The organism is Aquisediminimonas profunda, assembly GCF_019443285.1.
GTDB lineage: Bacteria > Pseudomonadota > Alphaproteobacteria > Sphingomonadales > Sphingomonadaceae > Aquisediminimonas > Aquisediminimonas profunda.
This window is the reverse complement of the sequence record NZ_CP080327.1, coordinates 2,843,141-2,865,390: the sequence shown is the minus strand read 5'-3', so window position 1 is coordinate 2,865,390 and position 22,250 is coordinate 2,843,141. Positions and strand designations below refer to the sequence as shown.

Annotated in this window: 28 protein-coding genes and 2 other RNA genes; 12 read left to right on the top strand and 18 right to left on the bottom strand. The window is 57.8% G+C overall.

The genetic code is table 11. The features are described 5' to 3' along the window. Window positions 1-20 precede the first annotated feature (20 nt). From ffs to K0O24_RS14220, 3 genes are all read left to right on the top strand, one after another. An RNA gene (ffs, locus tag K0O24_RS14230) (signal recognition particle sRNA small type) lies at window positions 21-115 on the top strand. Window positions 116-155: 40 nt separating this feature from the next. Further along, entirely contained in the window at window positions 156-1,787 is a 1,632-nt protein-coding gene (locus tag K0O24_RS14225; protein WP_219893359.1) for a DNA polymerase III subunit gamma/tau, read from the top strand. Beyond that, window positions 1,784-2,107: a YbaB/EbfC family nucleoid-associated protein gene (locus tag K0O24_RS14220; RefSeq protein WP_219893358.1), complete on the top strand. Its 324-nt coding sequence runs from the start codon at window positions 1,784-1,786 to the stop codon at window positions 2,105-2,107. The genes K0O24_RS14225 and K0O24_RS14220 overlap by 4 nt, the downstream gene beginning before the upstream one ends. A gap of 36 nt (window positions 2,108-2,143) precedes the next feature. Here the strand turns inward: K0O24_RS14220 and K0O24_RS14215 are convergent, their stop codons facing one another. After that, entirely contained in the window at window positions 2,144-3,469 is a 1,326-nt protein-coding gene (locus tag K0O24_RS14215) for an amidohydrolase family protein (protein WP_246611030.1), read from the bottom strand. 62 nt (window positions 3,470-3,531) lie between these two features. Further along, window positions 3,532-4,233 carry a monofunctional biosynthetic peptidoglycan transglycosylase gene (mtgA, locus tag K0O24_RS14210; RefSeq protein WP_219893357.1) on the bottom strand — a complete coding sequence of 234 codons (702 nt, stop codon included), beginning with the start codon at window positions 4,231-4,233 and terminating at the stop codon, window positions 3,532-3,534. Between the two features lie 192 nt (window positions 4,234-4,425). Between mtgA and K0O24_RS14205 the strand changes: the two genes are divergently transcribed. Further along, the gene (locus K0O24_RS14205) at window positions 4,426-5,634 is read left to right on the top strand and encodes a cell wall hydrolase (protein ID WP_219893356.1); all 1,209 of its coding nucleotides are present in this window, start codon (window positions 4,426-4,428) and stop codon (window positions 5,632-5,634) included. Here the strand turns inward: K0O24_RS14205 and rpoH are convergent. Together rpoH and K0O24_RS14195 are read right to left on the bottom strand one after the other, a co-directional pair. Beyond that, on the bottom strand, window positions 5,631-6,548 hold the full coding sequence (rpoH, locus tag K0O24_RS14200) for an RNA polymerase sigma factor RpoH (protein ID WP_219893355.1): 918 nt from the start codon (window positions 6,546-6,548) through the stop codon (window positions 5,631-5,633). The genes K0O24_RS14205 and rpoH overlap by 4 nt on opposite strands. A gap of 56 nt (window positions 6,549-6,604) precedes the next feature. Next, window positions 6,605-7,558, bottom strand: coding sequence for an RluA family pseudouridine synthase (locus K0O24_RS14195; RefSeq protein ID WP_219893354.1), 954 nt, complete (start codon window positions 7,556-7,558; stop codon window positions 6,605-6,607). A 17-nt stretch (window positions 7,559-7,575) separates the two neighbouring features. Here K0O24_RS14195 and K0O24_RS14190 point away from each other — a divergent pair, with 17 nt between their 5' ends. The 7 genes from K0O24_RS14190 to K0O24_RS14160 all read left to right on the top strand — a co-directional run bounded on the left by K0O24_RS14190 (window position 7,576) and on the right by K0O24_RS14160 (window position 12,317). Beyond that, window positions 7,576-7,974 (top strand): M67 family metallopeptidase, encoded by a 399-nt coding sequence (locus K0O24_RS14190; RefSeq protein WP_219893353.1) that lies wholly within the window; start codon window positions 7,576-7,578, stop codon window positions 7,972-7,974. A 65-nt stretch (window positions 7,975-8,039) separates the two neighbouring features. Next, complete coding sequence (locus tag K0O24_RS14185) at window positions 8,040-8,684, top strand: histidine phosphotransferase family protein (RefSeq protein ID WP_219895660.1); 645 nt, start codon at window positions 8,040-8,042, stop codon at window positions 8,682-8,684. Window positions 8,685-8,725: 41 nt separating this feature from the next. Next, a complete protein-coding gene (locus K0O24_RS14180) occupies window positions 8,726-9,640 on the top strand; it encodes a DMT family transporter (protein ID WP_219893352.1) in 915 nt (304 codons plus the stop codon). Then, the gene (locus K0O24_RS14175) at window positions 9,637-10,329 is read left to right on the top strand and encodes an N-acetylmuramoyl-L-alanine amidase (RefSeq protein ID WP_219893351.1); all 693 of its coding nucleotides are present in this window, start codon (window positions 9,637-9,639) and stop codon (window positions 10,327-10,329) included. The genes K0O24_RS14180 and K0O24_RS14175 overlap by 4 nt, the downstream gene beginning before the upstream one ends. Next, window positions 10,329-11,306 carry an NAD-dependent epimerase/dehydratase family protein gene (locus K0O24_RS14170; protein WP_219893350.1) on the top strand — a complete coding sequence of 326 codons (978 nt, stop codon included), beginning with the start codon at window positions 10,329-10,331 and terminating at the stop codon, window positions 11,304-11,306. Before K0O24_RS14175 ends, K0O24_RS14170 begins: the two co-directional genes overlap by 1 nt. 39 nt (window positions 11,307-11,345) lie before the next feature. Then, window positions 11,346-11,720, top strand: an RNA gene (gene rnpB, locus K0O24_RS14165) — RNase P RNA component class A. A gap of 66 nt (window positions 11,721-11,786) precedes the next feature. Further along, on the top strand, window positions 11,787-12,317 hold the full coding sequence (locus tag K0O24_RS14160) for a J domain-containing protein (protein WP_219893349.1): 531 nt from the start codon (window positions 11,787-11,789) through the stop codon (window positions 12,315-12,317). Between the two features lie 3 nt (window positions 12,318-12,320). Here the strand turns inward: K0O24_RS14160 and K0O24_RS14155 are convergent, their stop codons facing one another. The 9 genes from K0O24_RS14155 to K0O24_RS14115 all read right to left on the bottom strand — a co-directional run bounded on the left by K0O24_RS14155 (window position 12,321) and on the right by K0O24_RS14115 (window position 15,655). Then, entirely contained in the window at window positions 12,321-12,707 is a 387-nt protein-coding gene (locus tag K0O24_RS14155) for a SecDF P1 head subdomain-containing protein (protein ID WP_219893348.1), read from the bottom strand. A gap of 30 nt (window positions 12,708-12,737) precedes the next feature. After that, window positions 12,738-13,142, bottom strand: a complete 405-nt coding sequence (locus tag K0O24_RS14150; RefSeq protein WP_219893347.1) for a SufE family protein — start codon at window positions 13,140-13,142, stop codon at window positions 12,738-12,740. Window positions 13,143-13,167: 25 nt separating this feature from the next. Beyond that, window positions 13,168-13,398 (bottom strand): hypothetical protein, encoded by a 231-nt coding sequence (locus tag K0O24_RS14145; protein WP_219893346.1) that lies wholly within the window; start codon window positions 13,396-13,398, stop codon window positions 13,168-13,170. Between the two features lie 26 nt (window positions 13,399-13,424). Beyond that, window positions 13,425-13,688, bottom strand: a complete 264-nt coding sequence (locus tag K0O24_RS14140) for a hypothetical protein (RefSeq protein WP_219893345.1) — start codon at window positions 13,686-13,688, stop codon at window positions 13,425-13,427. Window positions 13,689-13,711: 23 nt separating this feature from the next. Then, complete coding sequence (locus K0O24_RS14135; RefSeq protein ID WP_219893344.1) at window positions 13,712-13,981, bottom strand: hypothetical protein; 270 nt, start codon at window positions 13,979-13,981, stop codon at window positions 13,712-13,714. A gap of 23 nt (window positions 13,982-14,004) precedes the next feature. Further along, complete coding sequence (pspC, locus tag K0O24_RS14130; protein WP_219893343.1) at window positions 14,005-14,382, bottom strand: envelope stress response membrane protein PspC; 378 nt, start codon at window positions 14,380-14,382, stop codon at window positions 14,005-14,007. A 28-nt stretch (window positions 14,383-14,410) separates the two neighbouring features. After that, window positions 14,411-14,677 carry an envelope stress response membrane protein PspB gene (gene pspB, locus K0O24_RS14125; protein WP_219893342.1) on the bottom strand — a complete coding sequence of 89 codons (267 nt, stop codon included), beginning with the start codon at window positions 14,675-14,677 and terminating at the stop codon, window positions 14,411-14,413. A 4-nt stretch (window positions 14,678-14,681) separates the two neighbouring features. Next, a complete protein-coding gene (gene pspA, locus K0O24_RS14120; protein WP_219893341.1) occupies window positions 14,682-15,350 on the bottom strand; it encodes a phage shock protein PspA in 669 nt (222 codons plus the stop codon). Window positions 15,351-15,478: 128 nt separating this feature from the next. Then, the gene (locus K0O24_RS14115; RefSeq protein WP_219893340.1) at window positions 15,479-15,655 is read right to left on the bottom strand and encodes a hypothetical protein; all 177 of its coding nucleotides are present in this window, start codon (window positions 15,653-15,655) and stop codon (window positions 15,479-15,481) included. A gap of 184 nt (window positions 15,656-15,839) precedes the next feature. On the opposite strand from K0O24_RS14115, the gene pspF reads away from it, so the two are divergent. Then, the gene (gene pspF / locus K0O24_RS14110) at window positions 15,840-16,874 is read left to right on the top strand and encodes a phage shock protein operon transcriptional activator (RefSeq protein WP_219893339.1); all 1,035 of its coding nucleotides are present in this window, start codon (window positions 15,840-15,842) and stop codon (window positions 16,872-16,874) included. On the opposite strand, the gene ispZ is transcribed toward pspF, so the two are convergent. Genes ispZ through K0O24_RS14085 form a run of 5 tightly spaced genes read right to left on the bottom strand, consistent with a single transcriptional unit; the run spans window position 16,863 to window position 22,063 of the window. Then, on the bottom strand, window positions 16,863-17,450 hold the full coding sequence (gene ispZ, locus K0O24_RS14105) for a septation protein IspZ (protein ID WP_219893338.1): 588 nt from the start codon (window positions 17,448-17,450) through the stop codon (window positions 16,863-16,865). The genes pspF and ispZ overlap by 12 nt on opposite strands. Next, the gene (gene ftsY, locus K0O24_RS14100; RefSeq protein WP_219893337.1) at window positions 17,447-18,373 is read right to left on the bottom strand and encodes a signal recognition particle-docking protein FtsY; all 927 of its coding nucleotides are present in this window, start codon (window positions 18,371-18,373) and stop codon (window positions 17,447-17,449) included. Before ftsY ends, ispZ begins: the two co-directional genes overlap by 4 nt. Then, on the bottom strand, window positions 18,370-19,554 hold the full coding sequence (locus K0O24_RS14095; protein WP_219893336.1) for a MiaB/RimO family radical SAM methylthiotransferase: 1,185 nt from the start codon (window positions 19,552-19,554) through the stop codon (window positions 18,370-18,372). The genes ftsY and K0O24_RS14095 overlap by 4 nt, the downstream gene beginning before the upstream one ends. Further along, window positions 19,551-20,357: a diaminopimelate epimerase gene (dapF, locus tag K0O24_RS14090; RefSeq protein ID WP_219893335.1), complete on the bottom strand. Its 807-nt coding sequence runs from the start codon at window positions 20,355-20,357 to the stop codon at window positions 19,551-19,553. The genes K0O24_RS14095 and dapF overlap by 4 nt, the downstream gene beginning before the upstream one ends. Window positions 20,358-20,407: 50 nt before the next feature. Next, window positions 20,408-22,063 carry a putative bifunctional diguanylate cyclase/phosphodiesterase gene (locus tag K0O24_RS14085; protein ID WP_219895659.1) on the bottom strand — a complete coding sequence of 552 codons (1,656 nt, stop codon included), beginning with the start codon at window positions 22,061-22,063 and terminating at the stop codon, window positions 20,408-20,410. Between the last annotated feature and the right edge of the window lie 187 nt (window positions 22,064-22,250).

The window sequence follows — 22,250 nt, the reverse complement described above, 5'->3', positions numbered from 1 at the left end:
CCGCTGCGACCATATGCGCGGCGGGAGTCGGGCGGACGGTGCACTCGCCAACCTGGTCAGGTCCGGAAGGAAGCAGCCACAACGAATTCGTATCGGGTCGCCCGGCTCCTACTTTCCCCCTTCGACAAAGACCCGTGCTGTGCATAGAGTGGGTTATGTCAGAATCATTCGATCTTGGTGAACCGCCTCAGCCAGCGCTTTCTGGAGCCTATCGTGTGCTCGCGCGCAAATACCGACCTCAGCGGTTCAGCGAGCTCATTGGTCAGGATGCGATGGTCACGACGCTGGGCAATGCCATCAAGCGGGACCGCCTGGCACATGCATTCCTGCTGACTGGCGTTCGCGGGGTTGGGAAGACATCTACAGCGCGCCTCATTGCCAAGGCTTTGAACTGCGAAAAAGGCCCGACGATTGACCCCTGTAACGAATGCGAAGCCTGTGTCGCCATTGCCGAAGGTCGGCATATGGACGTGGTTGAGATGGACGCGGCATCAAATACGGGCGTCGACGATGTCCGCGAAATTATCGAAGCTGTGCGCTATTCTGCGGTTTCGGCGCGCTACAAGGTCTACATCATCGACGAAGTTCACATGTTGTCCAAGAACGCCTTCAACGCGCTTCTGAAAACCCTTGAAGAACCACCGCCGCACGTGAAGTTCCTGTTCGCAACGACAGAAGTCAACAAAGTGCCCGTAACGGTGCTTTCACGCTGTCAGCGCTTTGACCTGCGAAGGATTTCGGCTGCGGCACTTGCGAAGCATTTTGCTGCAGTTGTGCAGGCAGAAGGCGTGGCTGCTGAAGACGAGGCGCTTGCACTCATCGCAAGTGCCGCCGAAGGATCGGTCCGTGACGGTTTGTCGATCCTGGATCAGGCAATTGCCCACGCCGCTTTGGACGGGGGAGGGGCAGTTTCGGCACGACAAGTGCGAGATATGCTTGGGCTGTCAGACCGCGGCGCCATTCGCAAGCTCTTTGGCACCTTGTTGGCCGGGGATAGTGCCAGCGCGCTCATGGCATTGCAGGAACAGCGGGACCTAGGTGTCGAACCTGCTGCTGTACTTCGCGGATTGCTTGAGCTGACACACCGGACGACACTTGCAAAGGTCGGCGCGCCCATCGATGCAACACAGTCGGCTGAAGAGCGAGAAGCGCTTGAAAGCTGGGCCTCAAGCCTCTCTTTCGCTATGTTGCATCGCATCTGGCAGCTGCTTCTGAAGGGACACGACGAGGTTTCTCGCGCCGCGCATCCGGGCGAGGCGGCTGATATGGCCCTGCTGCGGATTATTCACGCAAGCCAATTGCCGGATCCGGGCGAACTGGCACGCAAACTTGAAGCGGGGCAAATGGTGACAGGGCAGGCGCCGTCGGTTCCGTCGGCTTCTGGTGGCCCGACCGCAACCCTGCTCCCCGTCCCAAGGGATTTTCCAGCCCTGATTTCCATGCTTGAGGCCAACGGGAAGCCGCATATGGGGCAGCAACTCCATGATTTCACAGGGCTGTTGCGATATGCGCCGCCTGAGCTTGATCTGGCGCAAGTGAAGCCGCTCCCCGAAGATTTCGTCCGGGACCTGACGGCGGCTCTCAAATCGCTCACGGGCATGGCGTGGCAGGTCCAGTTGACCGAAGAGCGTGCGGCGCCATCGCTGCTTGACCAGGACCGTCAGCGCGAAAATGAAGCGAGGGATGCGATCCTCGCCGACCCCGCCGTTATGGCCGCGATGCGAGCATTCCCCGATGCCGAATTGATTGATTTTGAACGCCAGGAACAACGGAGTGTGATTGCATGAAGTCGCTCGATGATATCATCAAGATGGCCCAGAATGTTCAGGAGCAGATGGGGCAGGCGCAGGCCAATCTCGATACCATAGAGGTCGAGGGCGTTGCGGGCGGGGGACTGGTCAAGATTCGTGCCACGGCCAAAGGTCGCATACTGGGCGTAACGATTGATGAAAGCCTTCTCAATCCATCCGAAAAGCAGATCGTCGAGGATCTGATTGCTGCTGCAATCAATGACGCGCGTGCGCGCGCCGATGCAGTTTCGAACGAGGAAATGAGCAAGATGACTAGCGGTCTGCCACTGCCTCCGGGTTTCAAACTGCCCTTCTGATTTGCAGTTCGGCGATCCACATGATGAAGGTTCTCGTCAGGGTTGAGGTGTGGGCAGTCCGTTGGCGCGGTAGATTTCGCCGCCTTTCATGACAAAATCTATCTTGCCGAATTGCGCCGGGCTCGAGAGCGGATCGCCCTTCGTCGCAACGATGTCTGCATATCGCCCGGGTTGGATCGACCCGACATCGCTTGCTGCGCCAATCAGATCGGCCGCATTGCGCGTTGCTGCGAACAATGCCTCCAGAGGGGTCATTCCGGCTGAGATCATCAATCGAAATTCTGCTGAATGGTCGCCTTCGCCGATATCGCTGCCAAAGGCAATTTTCACCCCCGAGCGCAGCGCCACCGGAAAGTTCCTAGCCGGCAGAAGGTCGTTGGCCAGTTCCTTTGCGGCCGTGCCTGGTTGCAGAAGCTCCGGATGGTCGCGGGCAGTGGCATAAAAGATGTCAAAGACGGTCAGGGTCGGCACGAGGTATGTGCCATGGGCTTTCATCAGTGCAAAAGTCTGCGCGGTGCCAAATGATCCGTGTTCAACAGAATCGACACCCGCCCGCACCGCGGCTTCGATGGCTCCGGCAGGATAGATATGAGCAGCCACTTTCATGCCCAGCGCATGCGCCGTTTCGATCGCGGTCTGCATTTCGGCGTCTGTCATCAATTGTTGATTTGGATCATCGCCCGTAGACGCAATGCCCCCGGAAGGCATGATCTTGATCAGGTCGGCTCCGCGGCGCTTGTGCTCGCGAACCTTCAGCCGCGCCATATCGACGGTATCCGCAATCCCATTCGACCAATCAGGGTGATCTAGCCGCGCATCAAGGCCGCTGCGCATATCCCCATGGCCAGCAGTCGGGCCGAGGGGCTCAAGCGATACCCACAAGCGTGGTCCGGCAACTTTTCCTTCGGCAATTGCGTTCTTGAGCGAGACTGTATCGTCGCCGCCTCCGACGTCACGCGCGCTTGTGAAACCCTGCTGAAGCATCGCACGGGCAAATCTTGCGCCGTCGAATGCACGATCAATATCATTGTGTGTCAGCCAATATTCCAAGGCATTGCTGCGGCTCGGCAGGGTCGCTGAGATATGAATGTGGCAATCGATAAAGCCAGGCATGACCGTCTCGCCCGAAAGGTCGATTATTTCACTTCCTGCGGGACTTAAGAAGCCGTCGCGCACGGCTGTGATACGGTCGTCATGAACCAATATCGAGACTTGATGTCTGGGCGCCTGCGACTGACCATCCAGCAAGTTGCCTGCATGAATGACGATATCTCGCGCCTGTGCAGCAGCCCCCAGACACATGGCACAAAAGCCAAGAAGAGCCGCGCGGAAGTTTTGACTGGTCCTGAATTGTCTTTTCACTGCGCACTTCTCCATCAGCATGTGTACCGTTACTCGACGGTATAGATCGCCGGATGCGTCGACTACCGCAAACACGCGTCCAGCGCGTCTCGCCTGACCACGCCGACATTGGCCGCCAAACGGTTGCCGTGGCGCCGGGTGAACCCCTTTGGCGCGACAGCATCGCGCTTTTTGGGGAGCGGCAAGATCGCCGCAATGCGCGCCGCCTCCGTTGGCGTAAGATCACTTGCGTCATGACCGAAGTAGCGTTGCGCGCCCGCGTTGGCCCCATAAGTGCCAATACCGGTTTCCGCGATGTTGAGATAGACTTCCATGATCCGCCGCTTTCCCCACACGGTTTCGATCAGAAGGGTGAACCAGGCTTCAAGGCCCTTCCTGAAGAAGCCGCCACCTTGCCAGAGAAAGGCGTTCTTGGCTGTCTGCTGGCTGATCGTCGATCCGCCACGAATGCGACCGCCCCGGGCATTTCGGGCAGCAGCTTTGAGTATTGCCTCGCGATCGAAACCGCCATGGGTGCAGAATTTTCCGTCTTCACCAGCAATGGCGGCGCGCGCCATGTCGGGGTCCATCGCAGAAAGGCTCATCCAGTCCTTGTGGAGGCTGTGGCCGGACAGCACGTCGCCCATCATTGTCAATGTAATTGGCGGCGGCACAAATTTGTATACCACGACCCAGAGGATTGAGCCGACAACGAAATAGAGCACACCCCGTCCAAGGATTCTGCTCGCACGGCGGACGAAATTCTTGTTTCTGCGCACTGCCATTTTGTCACCTAAGCAGCGCCATCGTCAGCGTGCAAGTCCCCGTTACCGGAGGAAATCCTTTGAGCAGAATCGCAAAATTGGTTGGAGCGGCTACTCGCCAGATGCGATACTAGACGGATTGTGAAGGCTTTTGACATCATCCCTGGTTGGGCCAGCGCAATGCAAAACGCTTGGCGAAGAGCGAATGCTGCGATGTGGTGGGCGATCCTTGCCCTGTTAATTTTGGTTCCACTTACCCTCTGGATATTCTCGTTGCCCGACCGCCATTCACCGGGAGAAGCTGGAAAGTCCAAGATCGTGGTTGCCCGCCCGCCCGAAATTGCGCCTGTTGAACTGCTCCAAATTGCTCCGGAGCGCGCGCGTGCCATCAATGCTGCAATCCCTTTTGCGAAAGGGCCGCTGGTTCGGGCGCTGCCCTATTATTTTGGGCGCAAGAATGCGGACTTTGAACGGGCGCGTGACTGTTTGGCGTCTGCTGCCTGGTACGAGGCGGGCGATGATGCCGCCGGCGAACGCAGCGTCGCACAAGTGGTGCTCAATCGATTGATGCACCCCGCATTTCCCAAGACGGTTTGCGGCGTGGTTTTCCAAGGTGAGGATCGGACAACCGGGTGCCAATTCACCTTCACCTGCGATGGCTCACTCATGCGTCGGTCGCCATCCGAGAAGGCTTGGGAAAGAGCTCAATCCATTGCTGAATTGGCCCTTCGCGGCGTTGTTGATCCGTCAGTCGGGCTTGCCACGCATTATCACACGGATTGGGTTGTCCCCAACTGGAGCGGTTCGCTCGACAAGATTGCGCAAATCGGTTCTCATCTGTTTTTCCGCTTTCGTGGCTTTTGGGGGCAGCGGGCGGCCTTGCGTCGACCTCCGCCATTACCAGAGCCATTGATATCGAAGCTCGCTACCTTGTCTCCTATTCATGCCCCGATAGGGAATGGCGCCTTCGTCATGCCGAAGCCTAATGATGCCGACATCCTCGCGCTTGTCGATCGCTTGCAGAAGCTTGGCCCCAACCATCCAGCGCCAGTGCCGTTGCAGCAAACCGCGAATGGCCCAGTCAACCTCAAGGGAAATTCCTTGGCCGCTTCGGATAAGAGCAAGGGGCTATTCGCCCTTACACTGGACCTGAACCGCGCACCGGGAAGCTATGTTCTCGTTGCCCGATCGTTGTGTGGAGATCGCTCGCGTTGCACAGTTCTTGGATGGCGCAGGGGCGCTTCGCCTTCAAACATTGGCGAGTTTCGCGCGCGGCAGGGCTCGGCGCTGTTCAGCTATCGGTTGACCGCGAAGGGTGAGGAAAAGAGCCTCTGGGATTGTCGGGAAATGCCGCGGCCAGACGGCCAGTGCATGCCCGGCACAAGTCCTTCAGATCCGCAATCACCACAGAATGGCGATTAAGCGGGGAGGAGCTTTTTCTCGCCTGCCAGCCGCATCATCGCCTTTTGCAGTTTCTCGAACGCACGAACCTCGATCTGGCGCACCCGCTCACGGCTTACGCCATGCGTCTGGCTCAATTCTTCAAGGGTCTTAGGGTCTTCGACCAGCCGACGTTCCGTGAGAATATCCTGCTCGCGCGGATTGAGCGTTGTCATGGCTTCTGCCAGCAAGGCATGGCGCACAACACGCTCTTCAGCGTCTGCATAGGCCTCGTCCTGCAACGGGCCGGTATCCATGAGCGAGTCCTGCCACTGACCTTCACCGTCTTCATTGAGCGAGACATTGAGCGAAGTATCGCCGCCGTTGGACATGCGGCGGTTCATGCTGACGACTTCGGCTTCAGTGACGCCCAGGTCCTTTGCAATCTTCTTCACGTCTTCGGGGCGCAGATCACCATCCTCGAACGCGGCAAGGTTGCTCTTCATCCGCCTGAGATTGAAGAACAATTTCTTTTGCGCAGCCGTTGTGCCAATCTTGACGAGGCTCCAGGAGCGCAAGATGAATTCCTGTATGGACGCCTTGATCCACCACATAGCATAGGTCGCAAGCCGGAAGCCCCTATCGGGCTCGAACTTCTTCACACCTTGCATCAGACCGATATTGCCTTCGGAAATCAGTTCATTCACCGGAAGGCCATAGCCGCGATAGCCCATGGCAATCTTCGCAACGAGGCGAAGATGGCTCGTGACAAGCTTCGCAGCCGCCTCGGGATCCTGATGTTCCTGAAAGCGCTTTGCGAGCATATATTCCTCTTCTGGCGAAAGCAGCGGAAATTTCCGGATTTCGGCCAGATAGCGATTGAGCCCAGCCTCACTCCCGAGTGACGGGATTGTGGCGGGAACATTCGATTTAACAGCGACTGATTTTGCAGCCATTTTAACTACTTCTCCCTGCGCCTCGATCTTGATGACGGAGCGCTTACTTGAGTCTCTTATACACGAAGAATGCTGAACAGTCTCTGCATATCCTCCGGAATTTTGCTTTCGAACCTGCAATTTTTACGATCAACCGGATGAACAAATCCGATCACTGCGGCGTGCAGCGCCTGACGATTGAACCCCAACTCCTTCAAGACCTCGCGGTGCGCCGGCCTGGTCCGTCCATAGACCGGATCGCCGAGTAGAGCGTGGCCAATGGATGCCATGTGCACGCGCACCTGATGCGTGCGACCTGTTTCGAGCTGGCATTCAAGCAATGCGGCATCCTTGAGTGCTTCCAGCAGGCGGTAATGCGTCACCGCCCTTTTTCCTCGATCCGCTTCAACAATCGCAACTTTCTTGCGATTCTGCGCCGATCTGGCGAGCGGGGCATCGACCGTGCCGGTTGTGGGGTTGGGAATTCCGTTGGCAATGGCCAAATATCGCCGTTCGATGCTGTGCGCGGCAAATTGCTTTGCCAGTCCTTCGTGTGCTCGGTCAGTCTTGGCCACGACCAAAAGGCCCGAGGTGTCCTTGTCTATTCTGTGCACTATACCGGGACGCGCTACACCGCCAATGCCAGAAAGCCGGCCTCTGCAGTGATGCAGCAGGGCGTTGACCAAGGTCCCATCGAAGTTGCCTGCAGCCGGATGAACAACGAGGCCAGCCGGCTTGTCCACCACCAGAAGGTGATCGTCTTCATAAACAATTTCGAGCGGAATATCCTGCGCTTCTGCCGTCGCTGCGCGGGGTTCAGGGATCGTCAGCGCATAGGCTGTACCTGTGCGTGCCTTTGACGAAGGGTCTCGAACGGCAACGCCGCCGGAATGCACTTCTCCGGATGATATCAGTGTCTTGATTCGCTCTCGCGACAACAAGGGGACAAGCGCGGCGAGCGCGCGGTCCAGCCGCCAGCCGTCCATATCAGCCGTGATTGTTGCGTTCACGCTGGAACCCCCTTGTGTCATCGCATAGGGATGTGGCGATGGCTTTACGAATATCAAGGGCGCTGACGGCGCAAATGCTGGCGGAGGCTGAATCGGCGCCAGGCCGCGAGATTTGTGGACTTCTGTTCGGCAGAGCAGGTGAGGAAATCACGTCCATCCAGCCGTGCGCCAATGTTTCTGACAGACCTGATATCGCGTTTGAAATAGATCCAGCTTCACTGATTGCGGCCCACAAGGCCCAGCGCTCTGGCGGCCCAGTCCTCATCGGCTGGTACCATTCGCACCCGAACGGCCGCGCGGAACCTTCGCCCTGTGACAGGGATGCAGCCTTCGAAAAGGGCAGAATCTGGGTGATTATCGCGCAGGGCAACCTGCGGGCATGGGGAGCAATCGGTTCTGGCGCATTTGCTGAGGTCGAACTTGAACCAGCCGACTGAAGGGTCTGCCTTGCAACCGGGCCAAGCATCGGCCAATGGGGCTGCAGAGCGGGGGATTTGATTTCATGGCGATGGATGCAATCGATTTTGCGAGCCTCTTGTGTTCAAGGCTTTGCCACGACATGTTGAGCCCGGTTGGAGCGCTCAACAACGGCATTGAGCTCCTCGCGGACGAGCACGACCCTGAAATGCGCGGTAAAGTGCTCGAACTGCTGTCGGACAGTGCGCGCGCATCCGCCAACAAGCTGAAGTTCTTTCGTCTTGCCTTTGGAGCTGCTGGCGGCTTCGGCGATCAGGTCGATGCGAGAGAGGCAAAGACAGCGATAGAGGGCCTGTTCGGGGGTGGGGGGCGCATTCAGCTTGGCTGGCTTGTAGAAGATGCGACCCTGTCCAAGCCGGCCATCAAACTGCTTCTGAATCTGGCGCTGATCGCAGGTGACGCACTAGTTCGAGGGGGTCGTCTCGACGTCGGCGCAGAAACCTCAAATGGCCTAACAGAAATTGCCATTCGCGCGGAAGGTGATCGCCTTGTACTGGACCCGGAACTGCGCCTTGCTCTTCTCGGACAGGTTGATGAGGACAAGCTTGCGCCTCGCGCCGCTGCGGCTTGGCTGGCGCACAAACTTGCTGCTTCCGGTGGAGGTGCAATTCAAGCATCTGACCCCGCCGAGCCATTTTTGCTTTTCGGAGCAACCATCCGCGCGGCTTAGCAGCCGTTTCGATCCACCCGAAACACGTATAAGGGGAGGATATGGAGTTGAACGCCACTAGGCAGGCGCACCCTGAAGGGCTGACGGCTCGCGATATCATGATCGCCTGCGTCATGAATGTGATGTGGGGTCTCAACTTGATTGCAGTCAAGATGGGCGTCGATCTCGTGTCACCGCTTACCGCAGCTTGGCTGCGGCAAGTCATGGTTCTCATCATTTGCCTGCCGGGGCTCAAGGTGATTCCTGGCAGGATGCGCGAATTGCTCGTGCTGGGCGTCCTGTCGGGCGCGCTTTTCTATATTTTCGTGAACTTGTCGCTTGCGGTTTCAAACAACGTGAGTGCGCTTGCGATCGCGGGCCAGCTTGGCGTGCCTTTTTCGTTGATCATGGCGGTTCTTTTCCTCGGCGAGAAAATTCATGGGCCGCGCATGATCGGTATTGCACTGGCCTTTGGCGGCGTAGTCATGCTTGTCTTCGATCCTGCCGCAGCGCATGAGCAGTTGGGCATTGCGCTGACGGCTGCATCCTGCCTTATCTGGGCGTTCTGCTCGCTTATTCAGCGCAGGCTGATCGGGACGCCGGTTCTGACAATCTATGCATGGGTTGGCCTGATGGGGACCATATTCTTGTTTCCTATCGCCTATTATTTTGAGCCGGAGAGCTTTGCAGGCCTAGCCGCCCTGCCGCTGTCGACCTTTGGCTGGATTCTCTTTTCGGCGCTGGGTTCGACAGTAATCGGACAGGGAGCCATGAGCCTCCTGTTGCAGCGCCATCCGGTTTCGAGCGTCATTCCCCTGTCCCTTGTTGCACCTGTCATTGCCGTCATTGCCTCGTCACTCTATTTTGGCACCAAGCTGACATCTCTGATGATTATCGGAGGTGTGATCGTGATGATCGGTGTTGCGATCGTCACAATCAGAACGGCCAAGGCGAAGGAGGCAGAGCAAGGATCATGAGTGCGACCATTGATACGCCTTCGCCCAACTTTGACGACCGGACGTTACCGGTCACAATGGTTGTCCTTCATTATACCGGAATGCCGGATGCCGCTTCGGCCATTGCGCGATTGAGCGATCCCGAAGCGAAGGTTTCCGCGCACTATTTGATCGCGGAAGACGGTCAGATTGTAAGGATGGTTGATGAATCGAAGCGCGCCTGGCACGCGGGAAAGTCTTTCTGGAGGGGGATCACGGACATAAATTCCGCCAGCGTGGGGATTGAGATCGTCAATCCGGGACACGAATTCGGTTATCGGCCATTTCCCGTCGCCCAGATCGATGCCTTGATCGGCCTGATGCATGAAGTGACGCTGCGTTACCGCATTACGCGGGGAAATGTCGTAGGCCATTCGGACATTGCACCCGCCCGCAAGGATGACCCAGGCGAGCTCTTTCCTTGGGACAGGTTGGCTAGACTGAGACTGGCGCTGCCTAGTCCGACGAAAAACCTTATGGATCCCCACTGGACCGATGCCGGCTTCCTGCTGGCCCTTGAGCGCTTCGGCTATGATGTGACAGACCCCCTCGCCGCGGTGCGGGCCTTCCAGCGACGCTTCCGGCCGGGGACGATAGACGGGATAATTGATGGGGAATGCCGCGCGAAGTTGCTTGCACTTCTGCTTCCGCGGCCAATGGGAGACGACTGATGCAGATATTCGTGACTGGAGCATCAGGCTTCGTCGGTGGTGCCGCGACCCGTGCGTTGATCGCACATGGCCACAAGGTTGTGGCCATGTCGCGGTCCGAGCGCTCCGACGCTGCCATCATGGGCATGGGAGCCAAGCCGGTGCGATGTGATCTCGAATCATTGGAGGCTGCGCACATGAAAGGCTGCAAGGCAGTGGTCCACTGTGCCGCTTTTGTTGAGGCGTGGGGGCCGCGTGATGCGTGGTTCAAGTCCAATGTGCTGGGTACCCAGCGTGTCCTTGATGCCGCGCGGGCTGCAGGCGTCAGGCGATTCATCCATATTGGCACGGAAGCGGCCATTGTTCATGGTCAGGATATCCGCAATGCGGATGAGACTTATCCGCTTTCGCCCAACTCTCCCTTTCCATATTGCGCGACCAAAGCCGAAGCAGAATTGCGCGTGCGAGCTGCCAATGAGCCGGGCGGTATGGAAACAATCGTCCTTCGTCCCCGATTTATCTGGGGTCCGGGGGATACGACGCTCTTGCCAGCCATAGAAGCCATGGCGAAATCCGGCCAATGGATGTGGATCGGCGGCGGCAAGGCAATGACGTCCACAACCTATATCGACAATCTCGTGCACGCGATTGAATTGGCACTGACAAAGGGACGTGGAGGGGAAGCCTATTTCATCCTTGATGACGGCAACATCTCGATGAAGGACATTATTACAGGAATGGCAGCGAGCCGCGGCCTCACTCTTCCCGACAAGTCGATCCCGGCCTGGATTGCCGATATTGGCGGAATGGTTTGTGAGGGCATCTGGCGCCTTTTTTCACTGAAAGGTGTGCCGCCGCTCACAGCGCATGCTGCAATGGTCATGTCGCGCGACTGCACTCTCAATGGCGCAAAGGCACGTGCCGAGCTGGGCTACAAGCCGGTTGTCACCGTCGCCGAAGGTCTGAAAGCCTTAAAGAAGGCGAACACCAAGGCTTAGTTTGCTTTTTGGCCGCCACCTGGCCTAGAGCGCGGATCGCCAGAGGGTTGGGCGACCGCTGCTGTGCGGGTAACTGCGCAGGGGAGGAAAGTCCGGGCTCCAGCGAGGAACGGTGCCGGATAACGTCCGGCGGGGGCGACCCCAGGGAAAGTGCCACAGAAAATACACCACCGCGCATTCGTGCCGGCCAGGTCGAAATGGTGCGGTAAGAGCGCACCGCGCCTCTGGTAACAGGGGTGGCAGGGCAAACCCCACCGGGAGCAAGACCGAATAGGGGCGGCGCATGGCATCCTCCTGCCAGTCGCCCGGGTTGGTTGCTTGACCCCGGGCGCGAGCCCGGGGCTAGAGGAATGGTCGCACAGCTCTCGCGCAAGCGGGGGCGGACAAAACCCGGCTTATAGACCCTCTGGCAAATTTTGAATCGCTGTCGGGCTCAATTGCGTGGTGTTTTCTCGCGCTCTTTGTTACGATGGAATATCCATGTCCAGAAAAACACGATCCGATGATTGGGGCTTTCCGCGTTGGCGCGGCTATGGCTCGTCGCGCGAAACAGTCAAAGTGCGTCTTTGCGACCGCTTTGGTTGCACGAACCCCGGTGACAGGCCCGCTCCAAAGGCGCCGAATAGCCCAGAACGCTGGTGGTTTTGTCTCCAGCATGCTGCAGAATACAACTCCAACTGGGACTATTTTCAGGGCCTGAGCGCTGAAGAAGCCGCCGAAAGGGAGGCAAACGAGCGCCGTGATGCTAGCGGTTATCAGGATGCCAAGCATTATGGCTGGGGTGGGCCGGGCGATGGCTCGCGCAGCAGGGACGAGATGCGCGCGCTTGATGTCCTTGGTCTTGAAATCGATGCCGAGTTTGAAGCGATCAAGTCCGCCTGGCGGACATTGGCCAAGGAAAATCACCCCGACGTGAACGCAGGGGATGTCGAAGCGGCAAAGCGCTTCCAGGCCGTGCAGACTGCGTATGAAGTGTTGAGGTCAGCCGAGGAAAGACGGCTGGCGCTTTAACGCCTATTCCTCAAGGCTGTCGGGCAGCGGCTCCTTGCCCGAGATTTTCTTGGCCAATGCTTCGGCATCGGCCAGCAACCAAGCCCCGCTGAGTTGCAGGACGCCGTCCCGGATCGGCTCGTGCAGAACTGGGTCGGCAACCGCCTTGTCATCAAGCGAAACGAGCGCGGGCTTGCCAACAAGGCGCGCGGTCACCAGCGCAATTCGCTTCGCGGCAGCGTCGTTGAAGGTAATCCGGATCGACGACGTGCCGTCCAGTTCAGGCTGCGCGCGTGCATCCAGGATATCCGCTTCGACGAAGTTTTCGCCGCCAACAACCAGATGGTTCCCTGCACCAAGGGCCGGCGTCGAAACCAGAAACAACAGAAGAGGCAAGGCGCGTCTTATCATTGGGACAATATAGCCGAATTCATGAACGAACTAAAGCAGTCGTGATGCCGTTTCACGGATCAAGGCAATCATGTTGGGGATGCCCTGTGTTCGGTTGGAGCTCAATTGGTTTTTGAGGTCGAACGGGGCAAGGGCCGCTTCGATATCGGTCTCTAGGATGGCTGCTGGCTTGCGGTCCTGAACCGTCAGGAGGACGAGAGCGATTATGCCCTTGGTGATGGCGGCATTGCTGTCGGCCAGGAAATGGAGAGTGTTGTCCTCCTTCTGGGTGGGATAGACCCATACACTTGCAGAACAACCCCTGACCAATGTGGCATCCGTCTTCAGCGCTTCCGGCATGGGATCGAGCGTTCGGCCAAGATCAATCAGCAGCCGGTAGCGGTCGTCCCCGTCAAGGAATTCATATTCATCCTGCAGATCGGCAAGGCTGGTCATGGCCGCGCCGCTACAGGGGTCTTCCTTAAAGGTCTACCCCTGCTGCAATGGCTTCCAGTTTGCGGATCCGCTCCTTGAGGTCAGCGATTTCGATCCGGTTGTTGGCGGACGGGGCGGGCGCCTGGCGATGCGCATCAAGTTCTGCGCGTTTCAGGTCGAGCCACGCCGTAAAGCCTTTCAGGCCAAAGGTTGCAATCATGGCGACCGCCATCAAGCCGCTTACTGCGATGATCAGGTAAAGGGTTGCGTTATCCATGGCGACCTCCTGTCGTCCTGCAGGGCTTAGCGGAGCTTCTCGATCTCGCGATCGAGAGCCACTGCGCTGTTGGTGTCCGTTGCGAGCCGCTCAAGAACGGCAATGCGTTCCTTGAGTGTCTTGATTTCTTCGCGCATCCGCGCTGAGTCTGCATCTTGCATCCTGTTTGCGTCCAGTGCGTCTGCGAGGTGTTGGGCACCCCTCTTGCGGGTAACGCCGTATTTAGCGCGAAGGATGCTGGCGATTGCCGAGATTGCGACAATCAGCACCACCATTTCGAATACGTTCATTGTCATTCTCCCTGGTGATTCTTCTAGTTGAGTGGCTTTTCCCGAAGGCTTTCAATCTCATCCGAGATCGCCATCCCCTTGTCTGTGATGATCCGTTCCAAGACCCGCACCCGCTGCTCAAGGCGTTCGGTGTGGGCAGCATATTGCGCTGTGCGTTCCGCCGTTTCATGCGTTTGCACCTGGAGTTGCTTTTCTTTCAGTTCGATCATCCGCCTTACGGTTCTCGATACAATCGCGATGATCGGGATCGAAAGTGCAAGAATGGGGATGAGAGCGAAAATGGCGTCGTTCATGTGAATGCTCCCCTTGCTTGAAATCAGCGCAAGCTGTCGATTTCGTTCGCAAGGCTTGAATTGCGGCTGGTATAGTAAGTCTCAACATCAGCCAGCCTGCGATCGACATCGCGGAACTTGGCGCGGACGTCCCGTGCGGAACGGGCCGGAGACTGACGAACACCCTGCCAGAACTTCTGGTCTTCGACGGTATCATACAGGCCCAGAGGCTTTCTTGGCGCCAGCCAGGCTGCAATGAAATAGGCTACTATGATCCAGCCCGTCGTCATAAGGGTCAACAGGACTGCGCCGATGCGGATCAGGGTCACATCAAAGCCGGTATAATCGGCGATGCCTGCGCAGACTCCTGACCATTTGGCGTTCTGCTTGTCGAGATAGAATTTGGTGCGGCTTCCGGACATTGTCTTATCCTCCTTGCAAAAATTGGGTTCAGTGGCGGTTACTGATGCGGGCTGCTGGCGCATCCAGCTCGCTGCTTGACTTCCAGTTGGGGTTGTCTGCGGTCAGGATGCGTTCGACCGTGTGAACGCGTTCATCGAGGCGGCGTGCCATTTCGTGCAACTCGTCGAGAAGATTTTCATCTTCGCGCGTCAGGGTTGCGGACGTCTTCCATTTCGTAATGTAGTGGAAGATAAGCCATGGCAAGCCGATGAAGATTGTCGGAATGACGATGATTGGAACGAGAATATCATCCATGATCTCAACCCTTCTTTGCGACGCTGGCCTTCAGCGCTTCGAGTGCTGCATCGACCTTTTCGGATGACTTGAGTTCGTTGATTTCTTCCTCAAGACTCTTGGGCTCTTGGCCCATGTAAAGCGCGTCTGCGCGGCCCTCTGCGAAATCGACGCGGCGTTCCAGGACGTCGAAGCGCGCAAACGCTTCCTCAACCTTGGAGCCGGCGTAGGCTTCGCGCACCTTGATACGGTTATGGGCGGATTCCAGCCGGGTCATGATCGCATTCTGGCGGGTGCGTGCTTCACGGAGCTTGGCCTGGAGCTTTGCAATATCCGCTTCGGAAGATTTCAGCGCTTCATCAAGGGCGCCGATTTCGGCCTGCAGCTGTTCGGCCATGTCCGTTGCCTTCTGGCGTTCGATAAGTGCAGCCTTGGCGAGGTCTTCACGATCCTTGGAAAGGGCCAGCTCTGCCTTTTCGGTCCAGCTTTCCTCCAGCTTTTCCAGTTTGGCAATATGGCGGCGCATTTCCTTCTGGTCCGCAATGTTCCGGGCAGCCGTCGCGCGTACCTCGACAAGCGTCTCTTCCATTTCGAGAATGATCATGCGGATCATCTTTGCCGGATCCTCGGCCTTGTCGAGAAGGTCAGTGACGTTGGCGGCGATGATGTCGCGAGTACGTGAAAAAATTCCCATTGCGGTAACTCCTGGACTGAAACGCGAATTGCGGCGTCGGTAATAGATGGGGCGATTGGCCGGGAGAGTAAAGCTGCTCTCCCGGCCCTGGCTTGCCTGCCGAGGGGGGGCGACAGGGATCAGGTCATTCATGCGAGCGGCACGATGATTGATGAGTGTGCCTGTGCCGATGTCTCGGCACTGGCGGGGGCAATTGATCCGATCAGGCAGGTCGCGCTGAAGAGGATGCTGAACGTAACGGCTGTCAGGCTGCCAACGGCGGCGGTAATGCTGTTGCGGAGGTTGTAGCCATTGTACGTATTCATTTGATGTCTCCCTGAACCTTGGAATGGGTACTGTCTGACACTGAGTGACTGACTTGCCCTTACCTAAGCATGAGCCGTGCCAACTTTGAGGATTCGTCAGAATTCTGCGAATCTCAGGCGAAAAGGCGGTCCATTTTGCTATCTCCTCTTGCTATTTATTGGGAAAAAATACTAATAAATGGCCATGGAAAGAACGAACCAGTTTGTGGGTGAATCGGGGGCTTTTCTCGATAGTGTCGAGCGGGCAAGTCGAGCAGCCGCGCTCAACCGTCCAGTCCTCGTGATTGGAGAGCGGGGGACAGGCAAGGAGCTTGTAGCAGAGCGCCTGCACAGGCTCAGCCCACGGTGGGACGGGCCTTTCGTCACGATGAATTGTGCTGCCTTGACTGAAACGCTCATCGAGGCGGAGCTGTTCGGACATGAAGCTGGTGCCTTCACCGGTGCAACGAAGACCCGGGAAGGCAGGTTTGAAGAAGCGGACGGGGGCACACTCTTTCTGGATGAGCTCGCGACATTGTCCGCAGCGGCACAGGAGCGGCTGCTGCGTGCCGTTGAATATGGCGAGGTCACGCGCATCGGCTCCAACCGCCCGATCCGTGTCGACGTCAGGATTGTTGCCGCGACAAACGAGCATCTGCCGGCTCTCGTCGATAAGGGACGTTTTCGCGCCGACCTCCTTGACCGGCTGGCGTTTGAAGTCGTGACCTTGCCACCCCTGAGAGCGCGCGACGGAGATATCGAGGTTCTGGCCGATCATTTTGGCCGCCGTATGGCTTCCGAAATGGAATGGCCGAGCTGGCCGGGCTTTTCAAAGGAGGCTGTTGCCCAGCTGAAATCCTATGATTGGCCCGGCAATGTTCGTGAGCTGCGCAACGTCATCGAGCGCGCCGTATATCGTTGGGAAGATCCGGATGTGCCCGTCGATGCGATTGAGTTTGATCCGTTTGCTTCACCCTGGCGACCACGGTCCGTAATGAGAAGCGTCGATAACCGAGACGATGACAAGACCAAGGCGCCCGCAGCGGCATCCACCTTGCCCTCGGCGGAGGATAGTTTGGAAGTCGGGGATCTACGCAACGCAGTGTTGGCGCACGAACGGAAACTGCTGGAAACTGCACTCGCGCAGAACCGCCATAATCAGCGGGCGACAGCAAAAGCTCTGAACCTCAGTTATGACCAGCTGCGGCACTGCCTCAAGCGGCACGCTCTATTGGGCTGAATCCTTCTCGCCGCCGCCAAGGCCGTGTCTGAGAAGCATTGGGACATTGGCAGCCGCGAACAGGATTGTGAGGATCGTAACGCCCCAGACCTTGATCGTCAGCCAGGCATCGAAGCCGACGCTCCGGCGTAACAATTCGTTCGTAACAGCCATTGCGGCAAAGAACCATGCCCAGTTCCTCGAAAGGAGGAGCCATCCCCGATCGCTCAGACCGTCATAGCCATGCTCCAAAACCGTCTTGAGAAGAGCGCGCCCGCGCATCAACCCGCCGAAGAGTAGTGCTGATAGGATCGCGTAAATGATCGTGGGCTTGATCTGGATGAACTTGGGATCGTGCAGGTAAAGCGTGAGGCCGCCGAACACGATCACGAGAATGGCCGACAGCCACATCATTGGCGAAATGCGACCCAATTTCCATTTGGATATGAGGACAGCGGCCGTGATGGCGACCATGAATATTGCCGTTCCGCCGAGCACGCCCAGCAGCTTGTATCCGATAAAGAACAGGACAAGAGGCGCATAGTCGAGTGCGGCCGGGAGCCAGCTTGGGGCAGCAGCGGGCACTTTGGCGTTCATGCTTGAGCTCCAGCAATGACATGCGCCATTTCCTGCGCATCGAAAGGCCGCAAGTCATCAAGGGTTTCACCAACTCCGACCGCATGGATGGGCAGGCCAAATTTTTCTGCTGCTGCCACAAGTACGCCGCCACGTGCCGTCCCATCGAGTTTTGTCATCACAAGTCCAGTAACGCCCGCCACTTCCTTGAATATCTCGATCTGGCTTAACGCATTCTGACCAGTCGTCGCATCGAGGACGAGGACGACATTGTGCGGAGACGCAGGGTTGATACGGCCGAGCACGCGGCGAATCTTGGCGAGCTCATCCATCAACTCGCGTTTGTTCTGAAGCCTTCCCGCTGTATCGACAATCAGCACATCAATGCCTGTCGCCGTGGCCTTCTTGACGGCATCGAACACGATACCTGCGGCGTCCCCGCCTTCCGGACCACTGACGATCGGAATGCCCAGCCGGTCAGCCCATACTTTTAGTTGACCAATGGCGGCCGCCCGGAAGGTATCGCCCGCTGCGAGCATGACACCATAATCCTGCTCGAGGAACAGATGAGCCAGTTTTGCGATTGTGGTCGTCTTGCCTGAGCCGTTGACGCCAATGACCAGGATGACCTGCGGCCGTGGGAAGGCTTCGATTTCAATGGGAACGGCAACCGGAGCGAGGACTTTCGCAATCTCCTCAGCAAGGACTTCGCGAACACCCACTTCGTCGATGCCGCGTTCATATCTGCTGTCGGCCAACCGCGAGCGCACGGCTGCTGCCGTTGCAGGCCCAAGGTCGGACACAATCAGAGCCTCTTCGATCTCGTCTAGCGTTGCAGAGTCGAGCTTCGATTTGGTCACGAGCCCGGTGAGATTTTCAGTCAGGCGCTCGGATGTCTTCTTGAAGCCGCCAAGCAGCTTCTTGTGCCAAGGAGTATCGTTCACGCTGGGATGCCTGACAGTTTCTGCCCGTCCGAACTTGTAATGAGTGTTTCAATCATGGTGCCGCGCATATTGCCGCCTGACAGGCTTTGATCAAGGCCGACGTCGGCAAAATTGGGTGCGTGCCCCGTCTGTCCATCCAGCTCGAAGAGCACTTTCTGGGTCGTGCCGACCAATGACTCCAACCAGCGCGACTTGCGTTCGGCTGAAGCCACCCGAAGGCGCACCGCGCGATCCTTGACAGATTTCCGGTCGATCTGCGGCATCCGGGCGGCAGCGGTGCCGGGGCGAGGCGAAAAGGGAAAGATATGCCCGAAAACAATATCGCAATCGTCGAGCAGTCTAAGACTGTTCTCGAACATTGACTCATCTTCGGTGGGAAACCCTGCGATGATATCGGCGCCAATTGCGATATCGGGTCGGCGCCTTTTAAGTCGATCCACGAGTGCAACGGCCTGCGCACGTGTGTGGCGCCGCTTCATGCGCTTCAGGATCATGTCGTCGCCCGACTGAAGCGAAAGATGGACATGCGGCATAACGCGCGGTTCGTTCACGATGATGTCTTCAAGTTGCGGGTCGATCTCAATGGAGTCGAGCGAAGACAGGCGAATTCGGGGGAGGGCAGGGACGTGCCGGAGGACGCGCTCGACAAGGCTTCCAAGTGTTGGTCGCCCGGGAAGGTCCGATCCATAGCTTGTCAGGTCGACCCCCGTGAGGATGATTTCCTGCTGGCCGCGATCCACCGCCGCTTGAACGGCCTCAATGACGGCACCTGCCGGAATCGACCGACTTTCGCCGCGTCCTTGCGGAATGATGCAGAAGGTGCAGCTATGATCGCAGCCATTCTGGATCTCTACAAAGGCACGCGCATGGCCGACGCCCGAGACTGCCGGAGCGTTTGAATGTCCACGCTTTGCGCGGTTGCCAAGAATCTCCGATACTTCCGGCATTGCTGAAAACAGGGCTGCGTTCGTTTCGGCCGCGCACCCCGTCACGATAATCCTCGCCTCGGGCCGCCGCTTCGCTGCGCGGCGAATCGCTTGGCGGGCTTGCCGTTCTGCTTCGCTGGTGACCGCACAAGAGTTTACGACGATCAGATCGACTTGATCTTTCAGTCGGGCACGAATGGCTTCGCCTTCCGCCAAGTTGAGGCGGCATCCGAAGTTGATGACTTCGACGCTCAACCGAAATTGTCCCAGTCAGTCTCGCCGGTAAAAACGAGAGTTGCCGGGCCGGTCATCTGGATTGCCTGCCCGTCTTCCCATGCGATCTCGAGATCGCCGCCGGGCAACGTCACGCGAACAGGCGAGCGGGCTATCCCGGCTCGTATGGCGGCGACGGCGGTCGCACAGGCGCCCGTTCCGCAGGCGCGCGTCAGGCCTGCGCCGCGTTCCCAAACCCTCAGCTTGAGATGATTTTCGTCCGCCACGCTGGCAACATTGACGTTCACGCGCTGGGGAAACAGGGGATCGTGCTCAATGATCGGGCCAAGGGACTCAAGATCGACGGCGTCACAATCCGGAACGAAAAAGATGACATGCGGGTTCCCGACATTGACGGCAGCGGGACGTTCAAGTTCATCCCAGTTCACTGGCATGTCGCGAGTATCCATTGGCATCGCGAGCGGGATCAACTCCCAGTCGAAGGCGGGTGGCATCAATGTCACTGTGGCACCGGATTCGCTCGGCGTGGTGTGGAGAATCCCGCCAAGCGTCTCGATAGTCGCTGGTCCGTTCAACAACGTTGCTATGCAGCGCGTCGCATTGCCGCACGCTTCGACTTCGCCGCCGTCCGCATTGAAGATGCGCATCTTCACGTCTGCGGCCTGCGACGGCTCAAGCAAGATCAGCTGGTCGCAACCGATGCCCGTTCGCCGGTCAGCAATCGCATGAGCGCGCGCCGCGGTCATGGGGACGGTTGCATCGCGCGCGTCGATGACGACAAAATCATTGCCGAGCCCGTGCATCTTTTGGAACCGCGTTTTCATAGTGCGGAAGCGCTTAGCCGAAGCGGCGCGAAAGTGCGATCCCTGAAAGTTCAGGCCTGCTTGCGGAACTCATCCTCTAGCGGAGTCGGATCCTCAATCTGCCGTGAGCCGGTTGGCGCTTCCGCTCTCATAGAGGGAAGCAAGTTACGCTCTGCCAACAACATCCGGGTTTGGCCGATCGACATGGGACGACCAAAATGCCAGCCTTGGCCCTTGTGACAGCCCAACTGACGCAAGCGTTCTTCTATGGCGGCATCTTCAATGCCCTCGGCTGTTACAGAAAGGCCGAGGCTGTCACCAAGACGCGTGATCGCATTGACGATGGCGGCGCTTTCCGGATTGTCGAGGATAGAGACGACAAAACTCTTGTCGATCTTGATTCTGTCAAAGGGAAGTGCGCGCAAGTGCGCGAGTGAACTGTAGCCCGTGCCAAAATCGTCAAGAGCAAGGCGGATGCCCTGATTCTTTAGGCTTCCGACGATTGACTGGGCCAGCGCCAGATTTTCGAAAAGGGAAGTCTCGGTGATTTCGATTTCCAGCCGGTTTGCCGGATATCCTGTTTCAACCAACAATTTCACGATCTTCTGCGCCAGCCAGGGGTCCTTCAATTGGGCTGGCGAGATGTTGACCGAAACGATCAGCGACGGGTCCCACGCTTTCGCTTCCAGAAGGGCCTGACGCATGACCGAAATCGAGAGGTCGGCGATCATGCCGGTTTCTTCGGCGATCGCGATGAACTGGTCCGGAAGGATCGTTCCACGCGTGGGGTGTTCCCAGCGCGCAAGCATTTCGAATCCCCCAAGGCGTCCGGTGGTCAGGTCAATCTGTTTTTCGAAATAGGGAACAAATTCGCCATTCGGGATTCCGCTGCGCATCCCGCTTTCCGTGTCGTTACGCTGCTGGAGGGCAATTTCCATGGACGTGTCAAACCAAGCCGTTCGATTCCGGCCCTGATGCTTGGCCGCGTACATGGCTATGTCTGCGCGCCGCATCAGGGCATCGACATCCGCACAGTCCCCCGCTGAGTGGGCTATGCCCAGCGAAACACTGATGTGCGTAAAGATGCCGTCCGCATCGAAGGGCTGCGACAAGCGTGTCACAATGGCATCGGCAATCCGGTCGACTATTTCCCGATTGGCCAGATCGAACATGAAACAACAGGCGAATTCATCCCCGCCAAGCCTTGCTGCAAGCGAGTTCGGCGGCATGAGCTTGGCAATTTCGGCGGCAACTGCGCGCAAAAGGGCATCGCCGACGGCGTGACCGTGCATGTCGTTGATGTTCTTGAAATGATCGAGATCGAGCAGGAGCATCGCGACAGCCTTGTCGCGGCGTCCTGCCTTGGCGAGCATCTCAGCGCCATTCTCAAAGAGTGACCGACGATTATGGAAGCCCGTCAGCGGATCGCGGAGGGCGAGCGAACGGGCTCGTTCCTCGGCAGCCTTGCGCTCTTCAATCTCCGCCGAAAGATCATTGTAGCGCCGCCACCCGAACAGGATCAGCGCGATATTGAGAAAAAGGGCAATTGTCAGTGTGCGGTCGCTGCCCCCGCCAACGCCAGTAATGAAGTCGATGGTTGACGTTAGCGCAGATGTGCCGGTGCCGACGAACATGATGATCGCGGCAATGACGACGGCTCCCGTGAAGATATCCTTCTGGGCGGCTCGAGTGGCAGTTTCGCCAGCAGCCTCTCCGCGCATGAGCATGGTTCGCACTGTCGTTTTGCCCCCAGTGTGAGTTTATGAACGATCAGACTAATTTGGGTGAATGAAGAAGGCGTTAAGGCGAATAGTCATACCGGTCGATTGACCTTCGCCTCATCTTTCGCTAGGCGCGCCCAAGCTTTTCAACCGGAAAGCATGAATTTGGCCGCCCAAGGGCGACGCTGGCCGA